Below are 17,697 nucleotides of genomic sequence, written 5' to 3'. Positions count from 1 at the left end.
GAACGGTTCCAGAAAAAATTAAACCAGCGTGCCCCGGTTGAATACCGAAACACGCTGGCTGCTTAGGCTTTTTTAATTGTGTCTACTTGACAGGGGTAAGACCAGAACTTCACGGGTCTTTTATACAAGGTTGAAATTGATGGACTGGAAAATCATACTACAGTCCGACGTGCTTTCATAAAAAATGGTATGATTGTCATAGTAAAGAGGAAAGCAGTTTGGTTCAGATTCTATTTGACCGGCAAATTAATCCTGCTTACAATAATATGATCGTTACCGTTTATGTAAAAACCGTCTAGTCGTTTTTCTAGAACAGCAGTTCTTGTCAAAAAGGGCGAAGACGTAAGGAAGGGAACAAAGGCGTGATTGTTACGACAGGACTTGAGCCTGGTGAAGAAACCTTGCGTCACGCAGCTGAATTGGCTAGTACATTGGGGCTACAGGTTGTGAATCGACGCGATTATTCATTGGGTCAAATGCGCAAGCGATATGGGGTAGAAGAAGTATTGGTGGTTTCCGCTCTTGGAGCACGTCTGGAAGTGCCGGGGAAAAAACCATTCTTTTTTCATCCGAATACATCTGCTTTTCGTATAAAGCGGCTCATGCGCGGCGATACTGATACTATGCTTGTTGCTTGCCAAATTCATCCAGGGGATGAAGTGCTGGACGCAACCTTGGGTTTGGGTGCTGACGCTATTGTATTTTCTCACGCGACTGGTGCAAATGGGAAAGTCGTCGGCATCGAATCTGAGCGATTGTTAGCCATCTTGGTAGAAGATGGACTACGGCACTGGTCATCCGATGCGGAAGAACTGGAGCAAGCCATGCGTCGTATTGAGGTGCGATGTGGCAACCATCTAGAAGTACTAAGAGGACTGCCTGCACGTTCCTTCGACGTCGTTTATTTCGATCCTATGTTCGAGATAACTGTACAAAGCTCGTCGGGGATCGCCGGAGTCCGGGAGCTCGCCAATCCAGATGCTCTTTCAGAGGAGGCTGTTTTGGAAGCGCAGAGAGTTGCGAGAAAACGTGTGGTAATGAAAGAAGGAAAAGAAGGTAGGTTGTACGAGCGCTTCGGTTTTACACCGTTTCGCTCCCGCGGCCAGCAGGTCGTGTACAGCTACAAAGAGATAGGTGGAGGGGAGTGACCTTGCAACAGAGAGAAAGGCTAGTCGTGATTATTGGGCCAACATCGGTCGGCAAGACCCAGCTAAGTTTGGAGCTGGCCGAACAGTTCGACGGTGAGATCATTTCCGGAGATTCCATGCAAGTATACCGTGGAATGGATATTGGCACCGCAAAAGCAGAACCAGAGGAGCTTGCGCGTATACCGCATCACCTCATTGATATTAAAAATCCAGACGAAGAATACTCTGTCGCGATGTTTCAGGAAAGTGCCGCAACGTTGATTACTGACATCAACCAACGTGGTAAACTCCCGTTTATCGTCGGCGGGACAGGTCTGTACATAGAATCGGTTACCCATCGATTTCAGTTTTCCACTACTTCTCAAGATCCTGAGCTCCGTGATCGTCTGCAAAGATTGGCTGACAGCGAAGGCGTGGAAGCACTGCACGCCAGACTGGCCGATGTCGATCCGATTACAGCCGAACGCTTGCATCCTAATGATGTAAAGCGGGTGATTCGCGCATTGGAGATTTATGAAAGCAGCGGGTACAAAATGTCCGACTTTCAGCTGCGGGCGCAGCATTCCCCTTATGATTTGGTGATGATCGGCCTCACGATGGACCGCGCAAAGCTGTATGAACGAATCAACCACCGGGTCGAACTCATGATCGAAGCGGGACTAGTTGAGGAAGTGAGGGGGCTCTTGGATGCTGGCTACGACGCGTCGCTGGTCTCCATGCAAGGCTTGGGGTACAAGGAGCTCATTCCTTATCTGTATGGAGAAATCACGCTAGAAAAGGCAGTGAATGACATACAGCAGCGAACGCGGCATTTTGCCAAACGCCAGCTTTCTTGGTTCCGTCGCATGGCAGAAATTCAATGGTTTGACATGACTGATCCGGCAGAACAGAGGAATAACGTGGAAACTATCAAGCGAATATTGGCAGGAAAGTTTCAACAATTGCCGAATATATAACATACAAGTCCTTTTAGGGGGTAGTGTACATGAAACAGACGATCAACATTCAAGATACGTTCTTGAATCATTTGCGGAAAGAAAACATCGCGGTTACCATTTACCTTGTGAACGGATTTCAATTGCGCGGGTATATTAAAGCATTCGATAATTTCACGATTGTGATTGATAGCGAAGGCAAGCAACAATTAGTATACAAGCATGCGATCTCCACTTTCACTCCGCAACGCCCTGTATCGCTTATGTCTCAGGAGAACAACCAACAGTAAGCGATGCAACACCAACAGCCAGGATACATGTGATCCTGGTTTTTTTATTATCTAGCGAGATTGATGGAAATACCTTAAGCGCAAAAAGCAATAAAGAAGCCCTGTCGCCATAGAAGCGAACAGGGCTTTCACATTACTCCATGCAATGATTATTCGTGTAAATTTGGAACGTGATGCCGAACTTGTCCTTCACATTGCCGTATGCTGGGCTGAAGAACGTTTCTTGCAGTGGCATAATCACTTGTCCGCCTTCTTGCAGGGCATCAAAAATCTTATGAGATTGTTCTTTATCATCGGTCGAGATGCAGATGGTCACTTGATCACCAAGTTGATGAGGTTGTCCTGGAAAGGTATCGGAAAACATCAATTCCGTTTCGCCGACGCGAATAGTAGCATGTCCGATACGATTCTTGGCTTCTGCAGGTAATGGGAACTCCGGATTTTCCGGCATTTCACCGAAGGTTTGCTTGAACAGCACTTCAGCACCTAGCGCACCCTCATAAAAGCTAATCGCTTCACCCGCAGTACCATTCAAAACGATGTAAGGAATCAAACGCAATGCCATGTGTCAACATCTCCCTTGGTTTTCATATGACCAACTTGTCAAACCCACTTACTATTCTTGCCCATACTGTGATTGTAATGCACAGAACGTATGTTTGCAAGAGGGGAATTGATCAGGAGGCTGATGAATTCCGACGAACCATGACTATGTAGCAGACAATGGCGCCGATCGTAGAAAGAGCAATGATGATCCCCATTGGTACTGCGGTATATTCGCCGCTGATTCCCACAAGTGGAGCGACAATTCCGCCGCTAATGAAGGAGAGTAGCCCCTGGAGAGCAGATGCGCTTCCTGCTGCCTTGCTTTGATTTTGCATGGCGAGAGAAAATCCAGTTGCGCCCACAATCCCTACACTGGATACGACAAAGAAAAGGGGAACGAGCACAGCAATAAGACCAGCTTGTAGGAGAATCATCGTCAGAAGGAGGATTCCGCCGACTCCCGCAATGATAATCCCAGCAATGAACAAGGAAGTTTCTTTCACTTTACCTGCAAGCTTACCTGTGATTTGACTCGCAATAATAATGCCTACACCATTAATCGCGAAAATGAGACTAAACGTTTGGGGAGACACTTCAAATATTTTTTGAAAAACAAAGGGCGAACCGGCGATGTACGCAAACATGGCAGCTGTCACCAGGCCCTGCGCGATGGCGTACCCCATGAAAACGCGATCCTTCAGCAAGGTACCAAAGGTTGTCAGTGTATTGCCGATTCCCGCCTTGGAGCGGCGCTCTTGTGGCAATGTTTCTGGAAGAGCAAGCAGCACGACGAGAAACATGATAGCACCAATCAGGCCCAGTACGACAAACACGCCGTGCCAGGTAGTAAATTGGAGGATTTGTCCCCCTACGATAGGTGCCGCGATCGGAGCGATTCCGTTAATGAGCATCAAGAGGGCGAAAAACTTCGTCAGCTCTGTCCCAGAGTACAAATCGCGAACCGTAGCGCGAGCGATAACAATTCCAGCAGAACCAGCAAGACCTTGTACGAAGCGAAGCAAGACGAACGTATAAATAGAGGGAGCTACCGCACACAAAAAGGAAGAGACCGCATACAAAATGAGCCCGATAATTAGAGGGATTCTTCGACCACGTACGTCACTGATCGGCCCCGCGAACAATTGACCAATGGACAGGCCGAGCATGCATGCTGTCAAACTGAGTTGGGTCATAGAGGTGCTCGTCTGCAAATCATCGGCAAGCATAGGAAGTGCAGGTAAATACATATCTAGGGACAGTGGACCAAAAGCAGAAAGCGATCCTAGAATCGCCGCCATCCACAGCCGGCGTGATTTATTGCCGGTTAGGGACGTGGAATCAAGTTCTTTTGCTAGATTATTCACGGCAAGTTGTCAAACCTTTCTCATTATTATTCCAGGAAAGAAGCTTTTTATAACTCAGAAGTCGGTTGCGTATTTTGCAAGTAAAAAGCTTGGAGGTTGCTGTGCATACGATCGAGCAAGCCCCGCAAAACATCTTTTTCTTCCTCTGAGAATCCGATGAAGCAGTTTTCCTCAATGACGCGTAATACTTCTTTGACATGCTTGGTAGCCATCCGACCTTTGTCGGTAAGATAAACGCGGGAGATACGTTGGTCCCGTTCATCTGCTCTGCGCTCGACAAGTCCCGATTTGGCCATTCGATTAATCATGACGGTAAGCGTAGCGGGCTTTACTCCGATTTTTCGGGCCAATTCTCTTTGAATCATTCCATCTTTTTCAATCAAGCGCATCAACAGAATGGGTTGACCCGGATAGACGTCGTATTTTTGAATCAGAAATTCTACATTTTGCCGATGCATTTTCATCACATGCGATGCAGAATGGGTTAATGCGGTTGCATAACTGAACTCCACCAAAGTACCCCCAATTAATTAGTTTGCTAATGAATATTCTGTGAAAGACGTCCGTAAGTTAATGCCTTGTCCTATTATACAAAAACGATTGGTCTTCGTCATGAAAATGATTTGCATTTACGAGCTTTGGAAGGATACACTGCATTCTTTGGAGAAGTAATGATGTCCTTGAAAATCGAATGAACAGGTTAGGTGAGAATAAGATGATCCTGAATGAAAAAATAAAAGCGGCAGTCGTACAATTAACAGGGGTAAATGGGGAAGATCTCGGAATCATCTCCACAAAAGAAGCGCTTCAAATGGCAAAAGAACAGGGAGTGGACCTGGTATGTCTTTCGTTGGCTTCGAGTCCGCCGCCTTGTCAGTTAGTGAATCGAACGAATTTTAAGGAACAGGTCATTAAGGAAAACGCCAAAAACCGGAAAGCTGAAAAAGGCGTAAAAGTAAAAGAAATTCGTTTAAGTGCTTACATCGAAGACCATGATTACGATACGAAAAAAAGACAGGCAGAACGAATTCTTTCATCCGGGGATGCTGTGCAGTTGACTGTAAAATTGGAGAAAAAGGAAAGTCAGGAAGCCAAGCGATTAATTGAGCAGTTCATCAAAGATCTGGCTCATTGCGGAAAACAGGATAAAGGGATTCAAGTAAGCGGCAAGCAGGTAGTTGCTAATCTATTGCCACTCTAATGACGAAAAGGGAGTAAGCGCATGCCTTTTACTTTTGCTCATCCGGCTATTGTACTGCCGTTACGAAAATGCAAGTGGTTTTCGTTCTCTGCCCTCGTTTTTGGCAGTATGGCACCCGATTTTGAGTATTTCTTCCGGATGCAGCCATTCAGCGTATACAGTCACACCATGCTCGGATTGTGGCTGGTTGATTTGCCCATCGCGATCCTATTAGCGGTTTTGTACCAGTACGTGGTCAAAAAGCCATTGCTTGCACGTTTGCCAGAGTGGATTGAACGAGGACTAGGCTACACAGACATTGGTAGCAGAATGCCAGCGTGGCGAGCGGTAATTGTGTTTATATACTCAGCGTTACTCGGCAGTCTGAGCCATATTGCATGGGATGCCTTTACCCATGATGGTGGACGTATGGTAGACCACTTCTTGTTCTTGCAACAAACGATCTCGATCGCCCATTATAAGGTGCCTGTTTACAAGCTACTACAGCACGGCAGTACCCTTTTCGGCGGATTGGCCATTTTGTATGTCATTGCGCGAAGTGCGCGGAAAAACAGACAGATCGTCATGAGACAAGTACCTGTCTTGGAAAAATGGTTGTTTTGGTTCGGAGTGGGGGTGTTTGGTATCGTGACGGTCTTTTATCACGCATTCCTGGTAAAAGGAATTTCGCCCTTTGTCCATCCTTTGCAGCAAGTGGTTCCGTTTCTCTCGGGATCACTGCTTGGAATCGTAGTGCTCTGCTTCGCTTTGGACAGGCTCAGATTGAAAAAGTAAAATCCCTCAATATGAGGGATTTTATTGTTTCTAAATTGAAAAATCCTCGGACTTCAGATTCATTAAATCATCACGAGTTGGGTCAGGAATTTTGAGCAATCTAACAGCTTGCACACGTATTGCCTTTTCAATATTATTTCGCACATATCGTGCATTACTGAAATTTACATGAAACGGATCGCTCGTTACTGTGAGCAGTCTTCTTCTCAGTTTTTCACTTGCTTCAGCAGAGATTCTATACTCCTTGTTCTTTGCCATTACATTTGCAATATCCATCAACTCATCCACCTCATAATCAGCAAAGTTGATGTGGACGGGAAAGCGTGAAGGCAGTCCTGGATTTAAGTCAAGGAATGTATCCATTTCATCATTGTACCCTGCAATTATACAGACGAAATCATTGCCAAAGTCCTCAAGGCATTTGGTAAGACAGTCTACAGCCTCTTTTCCAAAATCTTTTTCACCGCCACGAGCTAATGAGTAGGCCTCATCGATAAACAGTATTCCTCCCATGGCTTTCTTAACAAGATCACGGGTTTTTTGTGCCGTGTGCCCAATAAATTCACCAACGAGATCTGCACGTTCCACTTCGGTTAGGTGGCCCTTAGTTAAAACACCCATTTCCTTAAAGATCTTTCCGAAAAGGCGTGCAATTGTTGTTTTCCCAGTACCGGGATTTCCCTTAAAAACCATATGGAAAACTTGCTTCTCAATTTTAAGCCCGTGTCGTTCCCTAGCTTTATTCATTTTGATGAGCGCATAAATTTCATAAATCGTTTTCTTGGCTTCATGTAAACCAATCAGGCTTTCTAATTCTTCAAAAACAGTCGTTAAATTTGAACTCGACGTGGTACGAACTATTTCAGGTAAAGTATTTAGCTGCTTAACACTTACTGGTCGATTGAATACAACTTGAATTCGATTATTACTACTTGAAGATTCGAGCACCTCAGTTTGAGGAATGGCTCCTGCTTGCTTCACATGTTTCACCTGCCTTGACCATCATACAGAAAGTATACTCAGGAACATCGGAAAACCTGCCAATTTTTACGCAAGAGATCGAATTGGACAAGTCATTATTATTTTAAAATGATGTTTTTATTAAAATAAGAAAGGCACCTGATAAACAAGTGCCATGGGAAACTACTTGATTGAATCAAGAAGATCGTCTTCATTTATAGAAGGAAGTGCTTCTGATTCAGATATGCTTTCAAATTGACTATCAACAGATTTCTTAGAATTCAAACCTTCTGAGTTGTCGGATTTATAGAGTTGGTGAGGTGAATTTGGGATCAAGATGTGCTTCTTAAGATCTTCATCGTAACTACCATTTAAGAACAAGAGATATTCACCCTGCTCTAATTCTTGAAATTTAGGTGCTACTATGTCAGCCATTTCTTTACCTCCGCCAGTGTCGAAACCAATAACACGATAAACTTCGACAGTATCACCTTCTGAAATCTTTTGGTCAGTCTCGTTGTTATATACTTTATCTACTTTAACTTCATATACATAAAATACGATTTCAGAAACTTGTTCTTTTCTGTACTCATTTGGTAATTTTGCTTTGATAATCACGTTTGAGTTTTCAACCAACTCGTCAGTTGACTTATATACTTTAGCCAAAGCATTGCTATGAGAGTCTGCGTGTGCTGTTTCCTTGATTTCTTTAAAAGCTAGCGCTGACCATACTCCAACAACTAAAGCTGCCGTTGAAATCATTGTGATTAATTTTTTCATTCACTACACACCTTTTCATCAATGTGATGATACTCACAATATCTTAACTTAATCTGGAAGTAATGATGATGAAACAGGATATCAAATTATTGGAGTGGTTTGTAGGCGTGTGTTAGCAAGGAGGTAAATCCTATGAAGAAAATAATAGAATACTTGATGATATTCTTGCTCTCTGGGACTTTCTTGTTTTTCGGAAAAGTATTTGTTTATATGCTAGGTGATGAACATGCATTTGGAGATTCTGCGCCTTTTAATTTTAGTTATTTTCTATATTGTGGCGCTCTATATCATTTATCTGGGTGTCAAAAGGTTGGGGTTAAATAATCGAAGTAAGACAAATAAAGTACTCGATATCACAATATTTATTCTCTATGTTACTCTAGTATATTTGCTTGCAAGTACGTTTATCTCAAGATACGTTGTCTACTTTGTGTAGACAGAAAACGTCTCAGTGTTTTAATGATTTCTGCTAGTATCCGTATAACGACAGGTCGCATATTTACCCGAGTTGCAAAAACATCTTTAAAACAAAGACTAAATGAATAGTTGATTTTAGAAGAAGCAATCATGATCGAGTGTTTGGTGAAGGTTGAGTTACATGCACAAAGAAGGAAAACGAAAGGTTGAATCAAAACGAGAAAACATGTTCTTAGCATTAATATTCTGAAGTCTTTAAAGATCAGTTTGAAAAAGAAGCGTTCATTTCTGGAGGATGTATCTAAAATCTTTATCAGAGTGAGGGGGCCGGAGGTCTATGACTTCTTTGTTGATTAATTCAACTTCTATCACAAATCACAACATTTTTTTATTTTAATAATGAGAAGAGTGATTCAATTAAATTTGATCTAACAATATGATCATGTTCCTGTTGAAACAGCACTGTTAAGAAGCACAAAAGAAGGGGAACAGCTAATTGTTGAAAAGGAAGCGGTAATTGGAGAAGGGTTATATGTTGAAACAAGAGTAGGGCGTTATCAAGATGGTGAGCAAATTGGAACTGCCCTCGCAATTCCCACAAAAGATACTTATTTTACTGCGATTCCGTTTAAGTTCTTATATGTAACAAAAGATGGTAAAGCATATCAAATGATCACAAAGAAGAATTCCGTAGAGATATTTGAACTCCCTTTTACTAATGAAAAAAAAACTAATATTGACAAGCAACTTCTTAAAAAAATCCAACCTGAAGATAAACAAAATATAGCATTCTTTGACGAAGAAAAGCTTGAGATTAGAAGTTCTAAAGCAAAAGCTCAAGCAAATGATTGGTATACTGCGTTACAACGAGCAGAAGAAATGACATATATCTCATGGGATTACAATCCTAAGAAAATGAAGACTTCTTCAACTAAAAACACTACACCGCCTGATCATTTGGCAAAAGTTTCGAAGACGGTTGAAGAACAGGGTATTCCATATAACTGGGGAGGATATGATGGTGTAGATACTTCAAACTCTTCAGGGAAAAATTTTAAGGATAGCATATCAAAAGGGGATACGGCAGGCAACGTAAATACGAACCTAGACTACCGTTCGTCTGGTACAGCAGGAATTGATTGCAGTGGTTTTATATCATCTGCATATGAATTAGGCGACAAATTTGGAACCTCTAATTTGACGAAGAAATTTAAAAAGACTAGCTGGTATGACTTCCAAGCAGGTGACATCGGGCTTAGAAAAGGACATGTTTGGATGTTGGAATCAGTCAAAAAAGGATCAGACAATCCTAAAGGATTTTATACCTATGAAGCAACAACTGACGGGACAGGAGACAAAGCAAAGTCGTACTATAGAAGTTGGGATGATGCTCAAAGTTACACACCTTATACGATAAAAGAATAAAGCGAATTTACATTTATGCTAAGATATTCATATTATTGGGTATCTTAGCTTTTATTCTAACGACAGTAGGGGGATGTGATATTTTGCATAGAAATCTAATGAAGGGTATGTGGATTTTGCTTTGTTATATTCTGACTACTCTATTAGCAGGATGTCTTCCAGCAGATGAAAAGGTGAAAGAAAACCATCAAGATCCGGATGTAGTATTGAATCAATATTTTGATGCTTTGAGTAAACAAGACTATGACACAATGGTAAAATTGTATGGTGGTGATTATGAATCCTTGATTGGAAACAATCCGTCAGTTGCCAAAGATGATTATAAAAAGCTTTTTGAGAATTACTGTACAATCAATGGAGGAAACATAGTAAAAATCGATACGATAATTGAAAAAACCAAGATCAGTGATGAAGAGTATATTTACAAACTTTCTTTTAAATATTTGGATGATACATCGTTTGAGAACGGTAAGCAAATTGAATACACTGTGAAAAAAATAGACGACTCTTTTAAAGTAATGGGATTGCCACCATATATCCCATAGGAATGATTTTATGTTTGAATAATAAATCTAAAGTTGAATGAGGGAACACTAATCGGGGTTAAAGTGCTGATACAGTAGTTTATACTCATATCAGAAAAATAGAAGAACATGATGACGGAATCATTATGAAAAGTGCAAATGGACAGAAAGATCATTGGCAGATTAAAGCTACAGATTACGATAATGAAGTAGATATTATTCTGCAAATGAATGCACAAACGGGAGAAGTGAGTCATTTAACCAAAGAGGAAAGGTAAACGACCATTACTCCGTGAGCGTAGAGTGATGGTCGTTCAGTTTTCTTCGATGTTTCCCATTCGAAATTCCATAATATGATATAATTTTCCAAAATAAAGGGCTTTACCAAACATGCGGAGGATTAAGATGGAGCAAAAGAAGTATACGGACGTCATACGTCTCGGCCATCAAACGACAGAAGGTGTATTTAGCGAAGGGGATTTCATTATCATTCAAGAAAAGCTTGACGGAGCAAATGCAAGCTTTCGATATGATGAAGAAACGAACAGCATCCGGACATTCTCTCGAAATATGGAATTGCATGAGGAAGAGAATCTGCACGGCTTTTTTCAATGGACACAACAGCTCCCAAAAGAGGAAATCGTGGCGGGCATGGTTTATTTCGGAGAGTGGTTGAATCCGCATAAAATTAAATATCCTCAGTATGAAAAGCAGTTCTTTTTATTTGATATGTACGATACCGTTGCTTGCGAATATGTGGATTTCGCGATCGTGGAAAGGGAAGCGCAGCGACTTGGCTTGCAACTCGTACCGGTCTTTTATCAGGGGGATTACCAAGGGGAAGAGCATCTCAGATCGTTTGTCGGCAAAACAGCTCTAGGTGGCAAGTTCCGGGATGAAGAAATCGGTGAGGGCATCGTCGTGAAAAATGCCGATTACCGGGATCGTTTTGGACGACAGTTATTTGTCAAAATCGTCACGGACGTATTTAGTGAAGTCAAGCGTCAAAAGCCACCGAAAGACCCGAATCAACCGAAGTCGGAAGAAGTATTGTTTGTAGAGCAGTATGTGACGCTCGCACGTGTGGAGAAGTTTCTCTACAAACTGATTGATGAAGGTGTATTGGAAAAGACATTTGGCGTAAAAGACACGGGGATTATCCTGAAAAATCTGAATCTCCGCATTCATGAAGATCTCCTCAAGGAAGAGGCGGATGCCCTGCCTGATGGATATGATGAGAAAGAACTCCGCAAAGTGATTAGCAAAGTGATTCCGCTTTTCGTGAAGGAGATTTTCTCAGAGAAAGCGGCAGGTAACCCATGACGCAAGGATTTCAGTTGGCATGCCCTGCTGCCGTAACGTTTTGGGCAAAATGTGGTATGATAGTGCATGAAGGGGCGTGAATCGGTGAACGATCTGATCAAAACGAAAGAAACAGCCATACTGATTGGTTGCTATTTAGATAACCGGAATGAAGAAAGAACCCGTCTTTCCATGGAAGAATTGCATGAGCTGGCCGCTACTGCTGGTGTAGAAGTACTGGACGTCATCACGCAAAATCGGGACCGGGTTGATTCTGCCTGGTATTTGGGGACAGGAAAAATTGATGAAATCGCGCAGAGGGCTGAAGAGCTGGATGTGGACGTCATCATTTTCAACGATGAGTTGTCTCCGAGTCAGACTCGTAATTTGGATAAAGTTTTTGATTGCAAAGTGATTGACCGTACGCAGCTCATTTTGGATATTTTCGCAGGGCGTGCACAGTCACGTGAAGGGAAAATCCAGGTAGAGCTGGCGCAGTACAACTACTTGCTGCCTCGGCTTGCCGGGCAAGGAAAGCAACTGTCTCGTCTCGGGGGCGGAATCGGTACGCGTGGTCCGGGTGAAACCAAGCTGGAAAGCGACCGTCGTCATATTCGCAAGCGGATTAGTGAACTCAAACAGCAATTAGAGGATACGGTTCGGACGAGACAATTGCATCGGGAGCGTCGGAAGAAAAACAATGTGTTCCAGATTGCGTTGGTCGGCTATACGAATGCTGGGAAGTCGACGATCCTCAACAAGCTTACGAATGCAGACACGTTGCAGGAAGACAAACTGTTTGCCACTTTGGACCCGACGACTAGGCAATTGGAGTTGCCGAGCGGACTGGATGTGCTATTGACGGATACGGTTGGTTTTATTCAAGACTTGCCTACGAGTCTGGTCGCTGCATTCCGTTCGACGCTAGAAGGTGTGAAGGAAGCGGACCTCATCCTGCATGTGGTGGATAGTCATCACCCTGATTTCCAAGTACACATGGAAGTCGTAGACAAGATTTTGCGCGAGCTAAAAGCAGAAGAAATTCCGCAGCTAGTCGTTTTCAACAAGGCAGATATGCTCACAGAGGGCTCTTACTTGCCGCGTGCAGACGAATCGATTCTGATTTCTGCCATGCGGGAAAATGACCTGAAGCAACTGCTCACCCGGATTGAGTCATTTGCCCTGCAATCTTTCAATGAAATGAAGCTGCGCGTTCCTGTTGAGCGCGGAGACATTCTCTCCTTATTGCATCGGGATGGGGTAGAGATGGAACAAGAATTTAATGAAGAGGAAGCGGCCTACTTGATCACCGTTCGTGTGAACAAGGATAATCCGATATACGGCAGGATTGTTCCTTTCCTCCTGGATAAACCAGAGACTGTTGAAGAGAGTTGGTAAGTAACAGATGTTTTCATATTTTTCCCATGGAGAAAAGCTTCGCCCCCTCGTAATGGAGGTGGAAGCGACAATCTCAGAGAGACATCGTCAAATTTCCGCTTTGGTGGATACGAATCAACTGAAAGTATTGCGTTCCTTCCAAAAGCATGAAGTCAATGAATTTCATTTTTCAACATCCACAGGCTATGGCTACGATGATTCTGGACGTGCAACGCTGGAATCGATTTACGCCGAAGTGTTTGGTGGCGAGGCGGCATTGGTGCGTAACCATATTATCTCGGGTACACATGCGATTGCGATTTCATTGTTTGGTATTCTTCGTCCAGGCGATGATCTTCTCTATATTACGGGCAAGCCATACGATACGCTTGAAGAAGTAGTAGGTGTGCGCGGCGAAGGGCAAGGCTCACTCAAGGATTACGGCATCGGTTATAGCTACGTGCCTTTGACGCCAGAAGGTGAAATTGATTTTGTGGCAGTCGCACAAGCGATTACACCACAGACGAAGGTCATTGGGATTCAGCGTTCGCGAGGCTATGCAGATCGACCTTCTTTTACCATTGTGAAAATCAAAGAAATGATACGGGTTGTAAAAGAAATCAAGCCTGATCTGATTGTATTTGTAGACAACTGCTACGGAGAGTTCACGGAGGAGCAAGAGCCATTGCACGTAGGTGCAGATATCATGGCAGGCTCTCTCATCAAAAACCCGGGTGGCGGCTTGGTCAAGACAGGCGGTTATATAGTAGGACGCGAGGATTTGGTTCAGCTCGCATCGTATCGGATGGCAGCACCGGGAATTGGCGCAGAGGGTGGTGCATCGCTCTACTCGCTACTGGAGATGTTCCAAGGCTTTTTCTTGGCCCCACACGTAGTGGGAGAAGCTTTAAAAGGAGCGGTATTCTCTTCGGCAATGCTGGAGCGTCTGGGCTTCAAAACAAATCCACTGTGGCATGAGCCGCGGACCGACCTGATTCAATCCGTGGAATTCGGCAGTGCAGAACGACTGATTACGTTTTGCCAAGGGATCCAAAAAGCAGCACCAGTCGATTCACACGTCACTCCGTATCCAAGTGAAATGCCTGGGTACGCTGATCCTGTGATTATGGCAGCAGGTACGTTTATTCAAGGGGCGAGCATCGAATTCTCGGCAGATGGCCCAATTCGTCCACCTTACTTGGGCTTCGTTCAAGGCGGGTTGACGTACTCGCACGTAAAAGTGGGGATTTTGACGGCGTTGAACGGGATGCTGGAAAAAGGCTTACTCGAAATTCCGGGTGAATAGGATAAAAGCGCATGGAACGGACGGCATTCTCTGGATGATGGAGGATGTCGTTTTTTTATGTGAAAAAACTGTACATAACTTTCTGTGTAATATTATCTAACATCTATTGACAGGGATTTTGTTATAAAATAGAATAAGACTAAGAAATACGAAACAGGAGGGACAAGTCATGAGTGATGACCTTCGCCGGAATATGGCCCTCTTTCCCATTGGGATCGTCATGAAGCTGACGGATCTCACTGCGAGGCAAATCCGTTATTACGAACAAAACGACCTGATTCAGCCCGCCCGCACAGAAGGGAAGCAGAGGCTCTTTTCTTTCAACGACGTAGATCGCTTGTTGGAGATCAAGGCTCTGATTGAAAAAGGACTGAATATTGCAGGGATCAAGCAAGTCCTGCAAATGCAAGAGCCTGCTATGGAACAAACAGAGATTACCACGACGTCCGAAGAGAAACGCAAGGACATGTCCGACAAAGAGCTGCATCAGCTCCTAAGGCAACAGATTATGTATCGCGATGCCACTCGCCATGGCGAGGGTGCATTGATACGTGGAGAGCTTTCCCGCTTCTTCCACTAGATAGAAAGCCGATATAGAGACAGGAGGAGAGAAATGTGAGCAAGTTTACAAGAGAAGACATCATGCGCATGGCCCAAGAAGAGGACGTAAGGTACATCCGACTGCAGTTTACCGACCTGATGGGGATCATTAAAAACGTAGAAATCCCGCTGTCCCAATTGCCAAAAGCACTCGATGGCAAAATGATGTTTGATGGTTCTTCCATCGAAGGCTTCGTTCGTATCGAGGAATCCGACATGTACCTGGTACCTGATCTGGATACATGGGTTGTATTCCCGTGGGGCAATGAGTTTGGCAAAATTGCACGTCTGATCTGTGATATCCACATGCCAGATGGCTCTCCATTCGAAGGAGATCCGCGCTACATCCTGAAGCGTGCCCTGAAAGAAGCCGAAGAAATGGGCTTCACAGCATTCAACGTAGGTCCAGAGCCTGAGTTTTTCCTGTTCAAGCTGGACGCAAAAGGTGAGCCTACGCTGGATCTGAACGACCAAGGTGGATACTTCGACTTTGCTCCACTCGACTCCGGTGAAAACTGCCGTCGTGATATCGTATTGACGTTGGAAAAAATGGGCTTTGAAGTGGAAGCATCTCACCACGAGGTAGCTCCAGGTCAACACGAAATCGACTTCAAGTATGCAAATGCACTTCAAGCAGCTGACCAAATTTTGACGTTCAAACTGGTTGTTAAAACCATCGCGCAAAAACACGGTCTGCATGCGACCTTCATGCCAAAACCGCTGTACGGTGTAGCTGGTTCCGGTATGCACGCGAACCAATCGCTGTTCCGTGGTAAAGAAAATGCTTTTTATGACGAGTCCGATGTAATGGGACTGAGCCAAACAGCGAAGCATTACTTGGCAGGTATTTTGCAACATGCTCGTAGCTTTACTGCGATTACGAATCCGCTCGTAAACTCTTACAAGCGTTTGGTTCCTGGTTACGAGGCTCCTTGCTACGTAGCTTGGTCTGCGAAAAACCGTTCTCCATTGATCCGTATCCCTGCTTCCAGAGGCTTGAGCACGCGTATTGAAGTACGCAGCCCAGACCCTGCAACGAACCCATACTTGGCGTTGGCAGTTATGCTGAAAGCTGGTTTGGACGGAATCAAAAACAAGCTTACGCCACCACCTGCCATTGATCGCAACATCTACGTGATGACCGAGCAAGACCGCGAAGCAAACGGAATCGAGAACTTGCCTGCTACTTTGAAGGAAGCAATCGAGTGCCTGAAAGCAGATCCGGTGATTTGCGAAGCATTGGGCGAGCATGCATTGGTACACTTTATTGAAGCGAAAGAAATTGAGTGGGATATGTTCCGCACACGCGTTCACGATTGGGAGCGCGAGCAATACATGACTGCTTACTAATAAGCGAAACCCCTTGTGCCTGTAGGTGCGAGGGGTTTTTCTAATTGGTGGGCAAATTTGATTTTTTAAGAGGTTTTACATTTTTGCCCACGATTTGCCCACTATTTTTTTCGGAGTAGACACTTTCCATGTAGCTTTCAAACTTGTCCATGTTATCTAATTCAATTTTCTTTGAGATGTGGGCATATACATCCGAAGTGATCTGGATACTGCCATGACCTAATCGTTCTTGGATGTATTTCATATCAGTTCCAGTTTCCAATAATAGCACTGCGTGAGTGTGTCTGAGAGAGTGAATAGGGATTGAGGGAATGTCTAATCTTTTGAGAGTACGTGAGAAAGCATTAAAGAGTGACGATTTAGGGACGTAATTACCATCGTTTCTAGTTAATACGAGATTCAGATCGTGGTGGTAAAGCTCATTTAAAGCCAGCTTTTCCTGGTTTTGATACTTCATATGTTGCTTTAGATCATCAGCTAACGTTTTGCTCATTCGAATAACTCTAGTTGAGTTATAAGTTTTTGTATCGCCAAATAGCTCACTTTTTGTCTTTTGCTTGAAAGTCCAGTGTTTTATTGATACTTATCGTCATATTCTTAAAATCTATGTCCGACCACTGTAAAGCTCCTGCTTCACCTTTGCGCATACCTGTTTCAATTAGCACTTTAAAATATAGCCAATAAATATAGCCGTAAAGGTGTACTGCTTGTAAAAATCGGGGAATATCACTTGTTTCCATGAATTTTATACCGGTCTTATTTTCTTCGCGCCCCTTGATGGTAACACCGTTGCAGGGGTTCTTTTCGATCTTATTAAGTGTTAATGCTTTTTCCATTGCATTGTTTAGAGTTGAGTGGATCAATTCAATAGTTCGCTTACTGTAGTCTTTATCTTCTGTAAGATGATTAATAAATTTTTGATACATAATTGGTTTTAAATCTTGTAACATGATTTTTTAAAAATATGGAACAATATGATTTGTAATGTTCCTGCTGTGCAATTTAAAGGTATTTTTACGCACAGTGTCTTTTTTATACTCATCTAACCAAATCATAAGAAAATCTTGGAGTGGTAAATCCTTTTGCTCGTATCCCTCCAATAAGCTGCTTTCAAATTCGTTGGCTGCAAGTTGTGCTTCTTTCTTAGTTGCGAAACCTCCTTTTGTTTTTTCTTTGTATTCCTGAGTGAAGGGATCAGTGTATTTTAGTCGATACTCCCATTTTTTTCCTCGCTTTCTGAAACTAGCCATGTAATCACTCCTTATAAAATTGTATTCAAAAAAAGCGCATCCAGTGGTCTTACCCCTGTCAAGTAGACACAATTAAAAAAGCCTAAGCAGCCAGCGTGTTTCGGTATTCAACCGGGGCACGCTGGTTTAATTTTTTCTGGAACCGTTG

Annotated in this window: 18 protein-coding genes and 1 pseudogene; 13 read left to right on the top strand and 6 right to left on the bottom strand. The window is 43.4% G+C overall.

Going from position 1 to position 17,697, the window contains the following annotated elements:
- The first annotated feature begins 362 nt into the window (after window positions 1-362).
- Genes POF51_RS31695 through hfq form a run of 3 tightly spaced genes read left to right on the top strand, consistent with a single transcriptional unit; the run spans window position 363 to window position 2,373 of the window.
- A complete protein-coding gene (locus POF51_RS31695) occupies window positions 363-1,148 on the top strand; it encodes a class I SAM-dependent methyltransferase (protein ID WP_069844676.1) in 786 nt (261 codons plus the stop codon).
- Window positions 1,145-2,104 (top strand): tRNA (adenosine(37)-N6)-dimethylallyltransferase MiaA, encoded by a 960-nt coding sequence (gene miaA / locus POF51_RS31690; protein ID WP_069844677.1) that lies wholly within the window; start codon window positions 1,145-1,147, stop codon window positions 2,102-2,104. Before POF51_RS31695 ends, miaA begins: the two co-directional genes overlap by 4 nt.
- Before the next feature lie 29 nt (window positions 2,105-2,133).
- A complete protein-coding gene (gene hfq, locus POF51_RS31685; protein ID WP_007719110.1) occupies window positions 2,134-2,373 on the top strand; it encodes an RNA chaperone Hfq in 240 nt (79 codons plus the stop codon).
- A 133-nt stretch (window positions 2,374-2,506) separates the two neighbouring features.
- Here the strand turns inward: hfq and POF51_RS31680 are convergent, their stop codons facing one another.
- The 3 genes from POF51_RS31680 to POF51_RS31670 form a co-directional block, all read right to left on the bottom strand.
- Window positions 2,507-2,938 carry a VOC family protein gene (locus POF51_RS31680; RefSeq protein ID WP_069844678.1) on the bottom strand — a complete coding sequence of 144 codons (432 nt, stop codon included), beginning with the start codon at window positions 2,936-2,938 and terminating at the stop codon, window positions 2,507-2,509.
- Window positions 2,939-3,050: 112 nt separating this feature from the next.
- Window positions 3,051-4,283 (bottom strand): multidrug effflux MFS transporter, encoded by a 1,233-nt coding sequence (locus tag POF51_RS31675; protein ID WP_017249234.1) that lies wholly within the window; start codon window positions 4,281-4,283, stop codon window positions 3,051-3,053.
- 47 nt (window positions 4,284-4,330) lie between these two features.
- Window positions 4,331-4,798 carry a MarR family winged helix-turn-helix transcriptional regulator gene (locus POF51_RS31670; RefSeq protein ID WP_198674289.1) on the bottom strand — a complete coding sequence of 156 codons (468 nt, stop codon included), beginning with the start codon at window positions 4,796-4,798 and terminating at the stop codon, window positions 4,331-4,333.
- 200 nt (window positions 4,799-4,998) lie between these two features.
- Between POF51_RS31670 and infC the strand changes: the two genes are divergently transcribed.
- A complete protein-coding gene (gene infC, locus POF51_RS31665; protein ID WP_069844679.1) occupies window positions 4,999-5,484 on the top strand; it encodes a translation initiation factor IF-3 in 486 nt (161 codons plus the stop codon).
- A gap of 21 nt (window positions 5,485-5,505) precedes the next feature.
- Window positions 5,506-6,258 (top strand): DUF4184 family protein, encoded by a 753-nt coding sequence (locus POF51_RS31660; protein ID WP_069844680.1) that lies wholly within the window; start codon window positions 5,506-5,508, stop codon window positions 6,256-6,258.
- 30 nt (window positions 6,259-6,288) lie between these two features.
- On the opposite strand, the gene POF51_RS31655 is transcribed toward POF51_RS31660, so the two are convergent.
- Both POF51_RS31655 and POF51_RS31650 read right to left on the bottom strand, forming a co-directional pair.
- Entirely contained in the window at window positions 6,289-7,239 is a 951-nt protein-coding gene (locus tag POF51_RS31655; protein ID WP_069844681.1) for an AAA family ATPase, read from the bottom strand.
- Window positions 7,240-7,401: 162 nt separating this feature from the next.
- Complete coding sequence (locus POF51_RS31650) at window positions 7,402-7,998, bottom strand: hypothetical protein (RefSeq protein ID WP_069844682.1); 597 nt, start codon at window positions 7,996-7,998, stop codon at window positions 7,402-7,404.
- A gap of 132 nt (window positions 7,999-8,130) precedes the next feature.
- Between POF51_RS31650 and POF51_RS31645 the strand changes: the two genes are divergently transcribed.
- From POF51_RS31645 to glnA, 8 genes are all read left to right on the top strand, one after another.
- A complete protein-coding gene (locus tag POF51_RS31645) occupies window positions 8,131-8,322 on the top strand; it encodes a hypothetical protein (RefSeq protein ID WP_244521660.1) in 192 nt (63 codons plus the stop codon).
- Window positions 8,323-9,084: 762 nt separating this feature from the next.
- Window positions 9,085-9,840 carry a hypothetical protein gene (locus POF51_RS31640; protein WP_271756743.1) on the top strand — a complete coding sequence of 252 codons (756 nt, stop codon included), beginning with the start codon at window positions 9,085-9,087 and terminating at the stop codon, window positions 9,838-9,840.
- An 83-nt stretch (window positions 9,841-9,923) separates the two neighbouring features.
- Complete coding sequence (locus tag POF51_RS31635) at window positions 9,924-10,385, top strand: hypothetical protein (protein WP_139135897.1); 462 nt, start codon at window positions 9,924-9,926, stop codon at window positions 10,383-10,385.
- Between the two features lie 384 nt (window positions 10,386-10,769).
- A complete protein-coding gene (locus POF51_RS31630) occupies window positions 10,770-11,687 on the top strand; it encodes an RNA ligase family protein (protein ID WP_271756742.1) in 918 nt (305 codons plus the stop codon).
- 84 nt (window positions 11,688-11,771) lie between these two features.
- Window positions 11,772-13,064 (top strand): GTPase HflX, encoded by a 1,293-nt coding sequence (gene hflX, locus POF51_RS31625; RefSeq protein ID WP_017249223.1) that lies wholly within the window; start codon window positions 11,772-11,774, stop codon window positions 13,062-13,064.
- Between the two features lie 7 nt (window positions 13,065-13,071).
- Entirely contained in the window at window positions 13,072-14,349 is a 1,278-nt protein-coding gene (locus tag POF51_RS31620) for a methionine gamma-lyase family protein (RefSeq protein ID WP_017249222.1), read from the top strand.
- Between the two features lie 169 nt (window positions 14,350-14,518).
- The gene (locus POF51_RS31615) at window positions 14,519-14,929 is read left to right on the top strand and encodes a MerR family transcriptional regulator (RefSeq protein ID WP_015891641.1); all 411 of its coding nucleotides are present in this window, start codon (window positions 14,519-14,521) and stop codon (window positions 14,927-14,929) included.
- Between the two features lie 35 nt (window positions 14,930-14,964).
- Window positions 14,965-16,299, top strand: a complete 1,335-nt coding sequence (glnA, locus tag POF51_RS31610) for a type I glutamate--ammonia ligase (RefSeq protein ID WP_007719084.1) — start codon at window positions 14,965-14,967, stop codon at window positions 16,297-16,299.
- 40 nt (window positions 16,300-16,339) lie between these two features.
- On the opposite strand, the pseudogene POF51_RS31605 reads toward glnA, so the two are convergent.
- Window positions 16,340-17,549 (bottom strand): annotated as a pseudogene (locus POF51_RS31605) (tyrosine-type recombinase/integrase).
- Between the last annotated feature and the right edge of the window lie 148 nt (window positions 17,550-17,697).

Origin of the sequence: Brevibacillus sp. AG, from assembly GCF_028369215.1 — a bacterium.
Classification (GTDB): domain Bacteria; phylum Bacillota; class Bacilli; order Brevibacillales; family Brevibacillaceae; genus Brevibacillus; species Brevibacillus porteri.
This window is presented reverse-complemented; position numbering and strand designations above follow the sequence as displayed.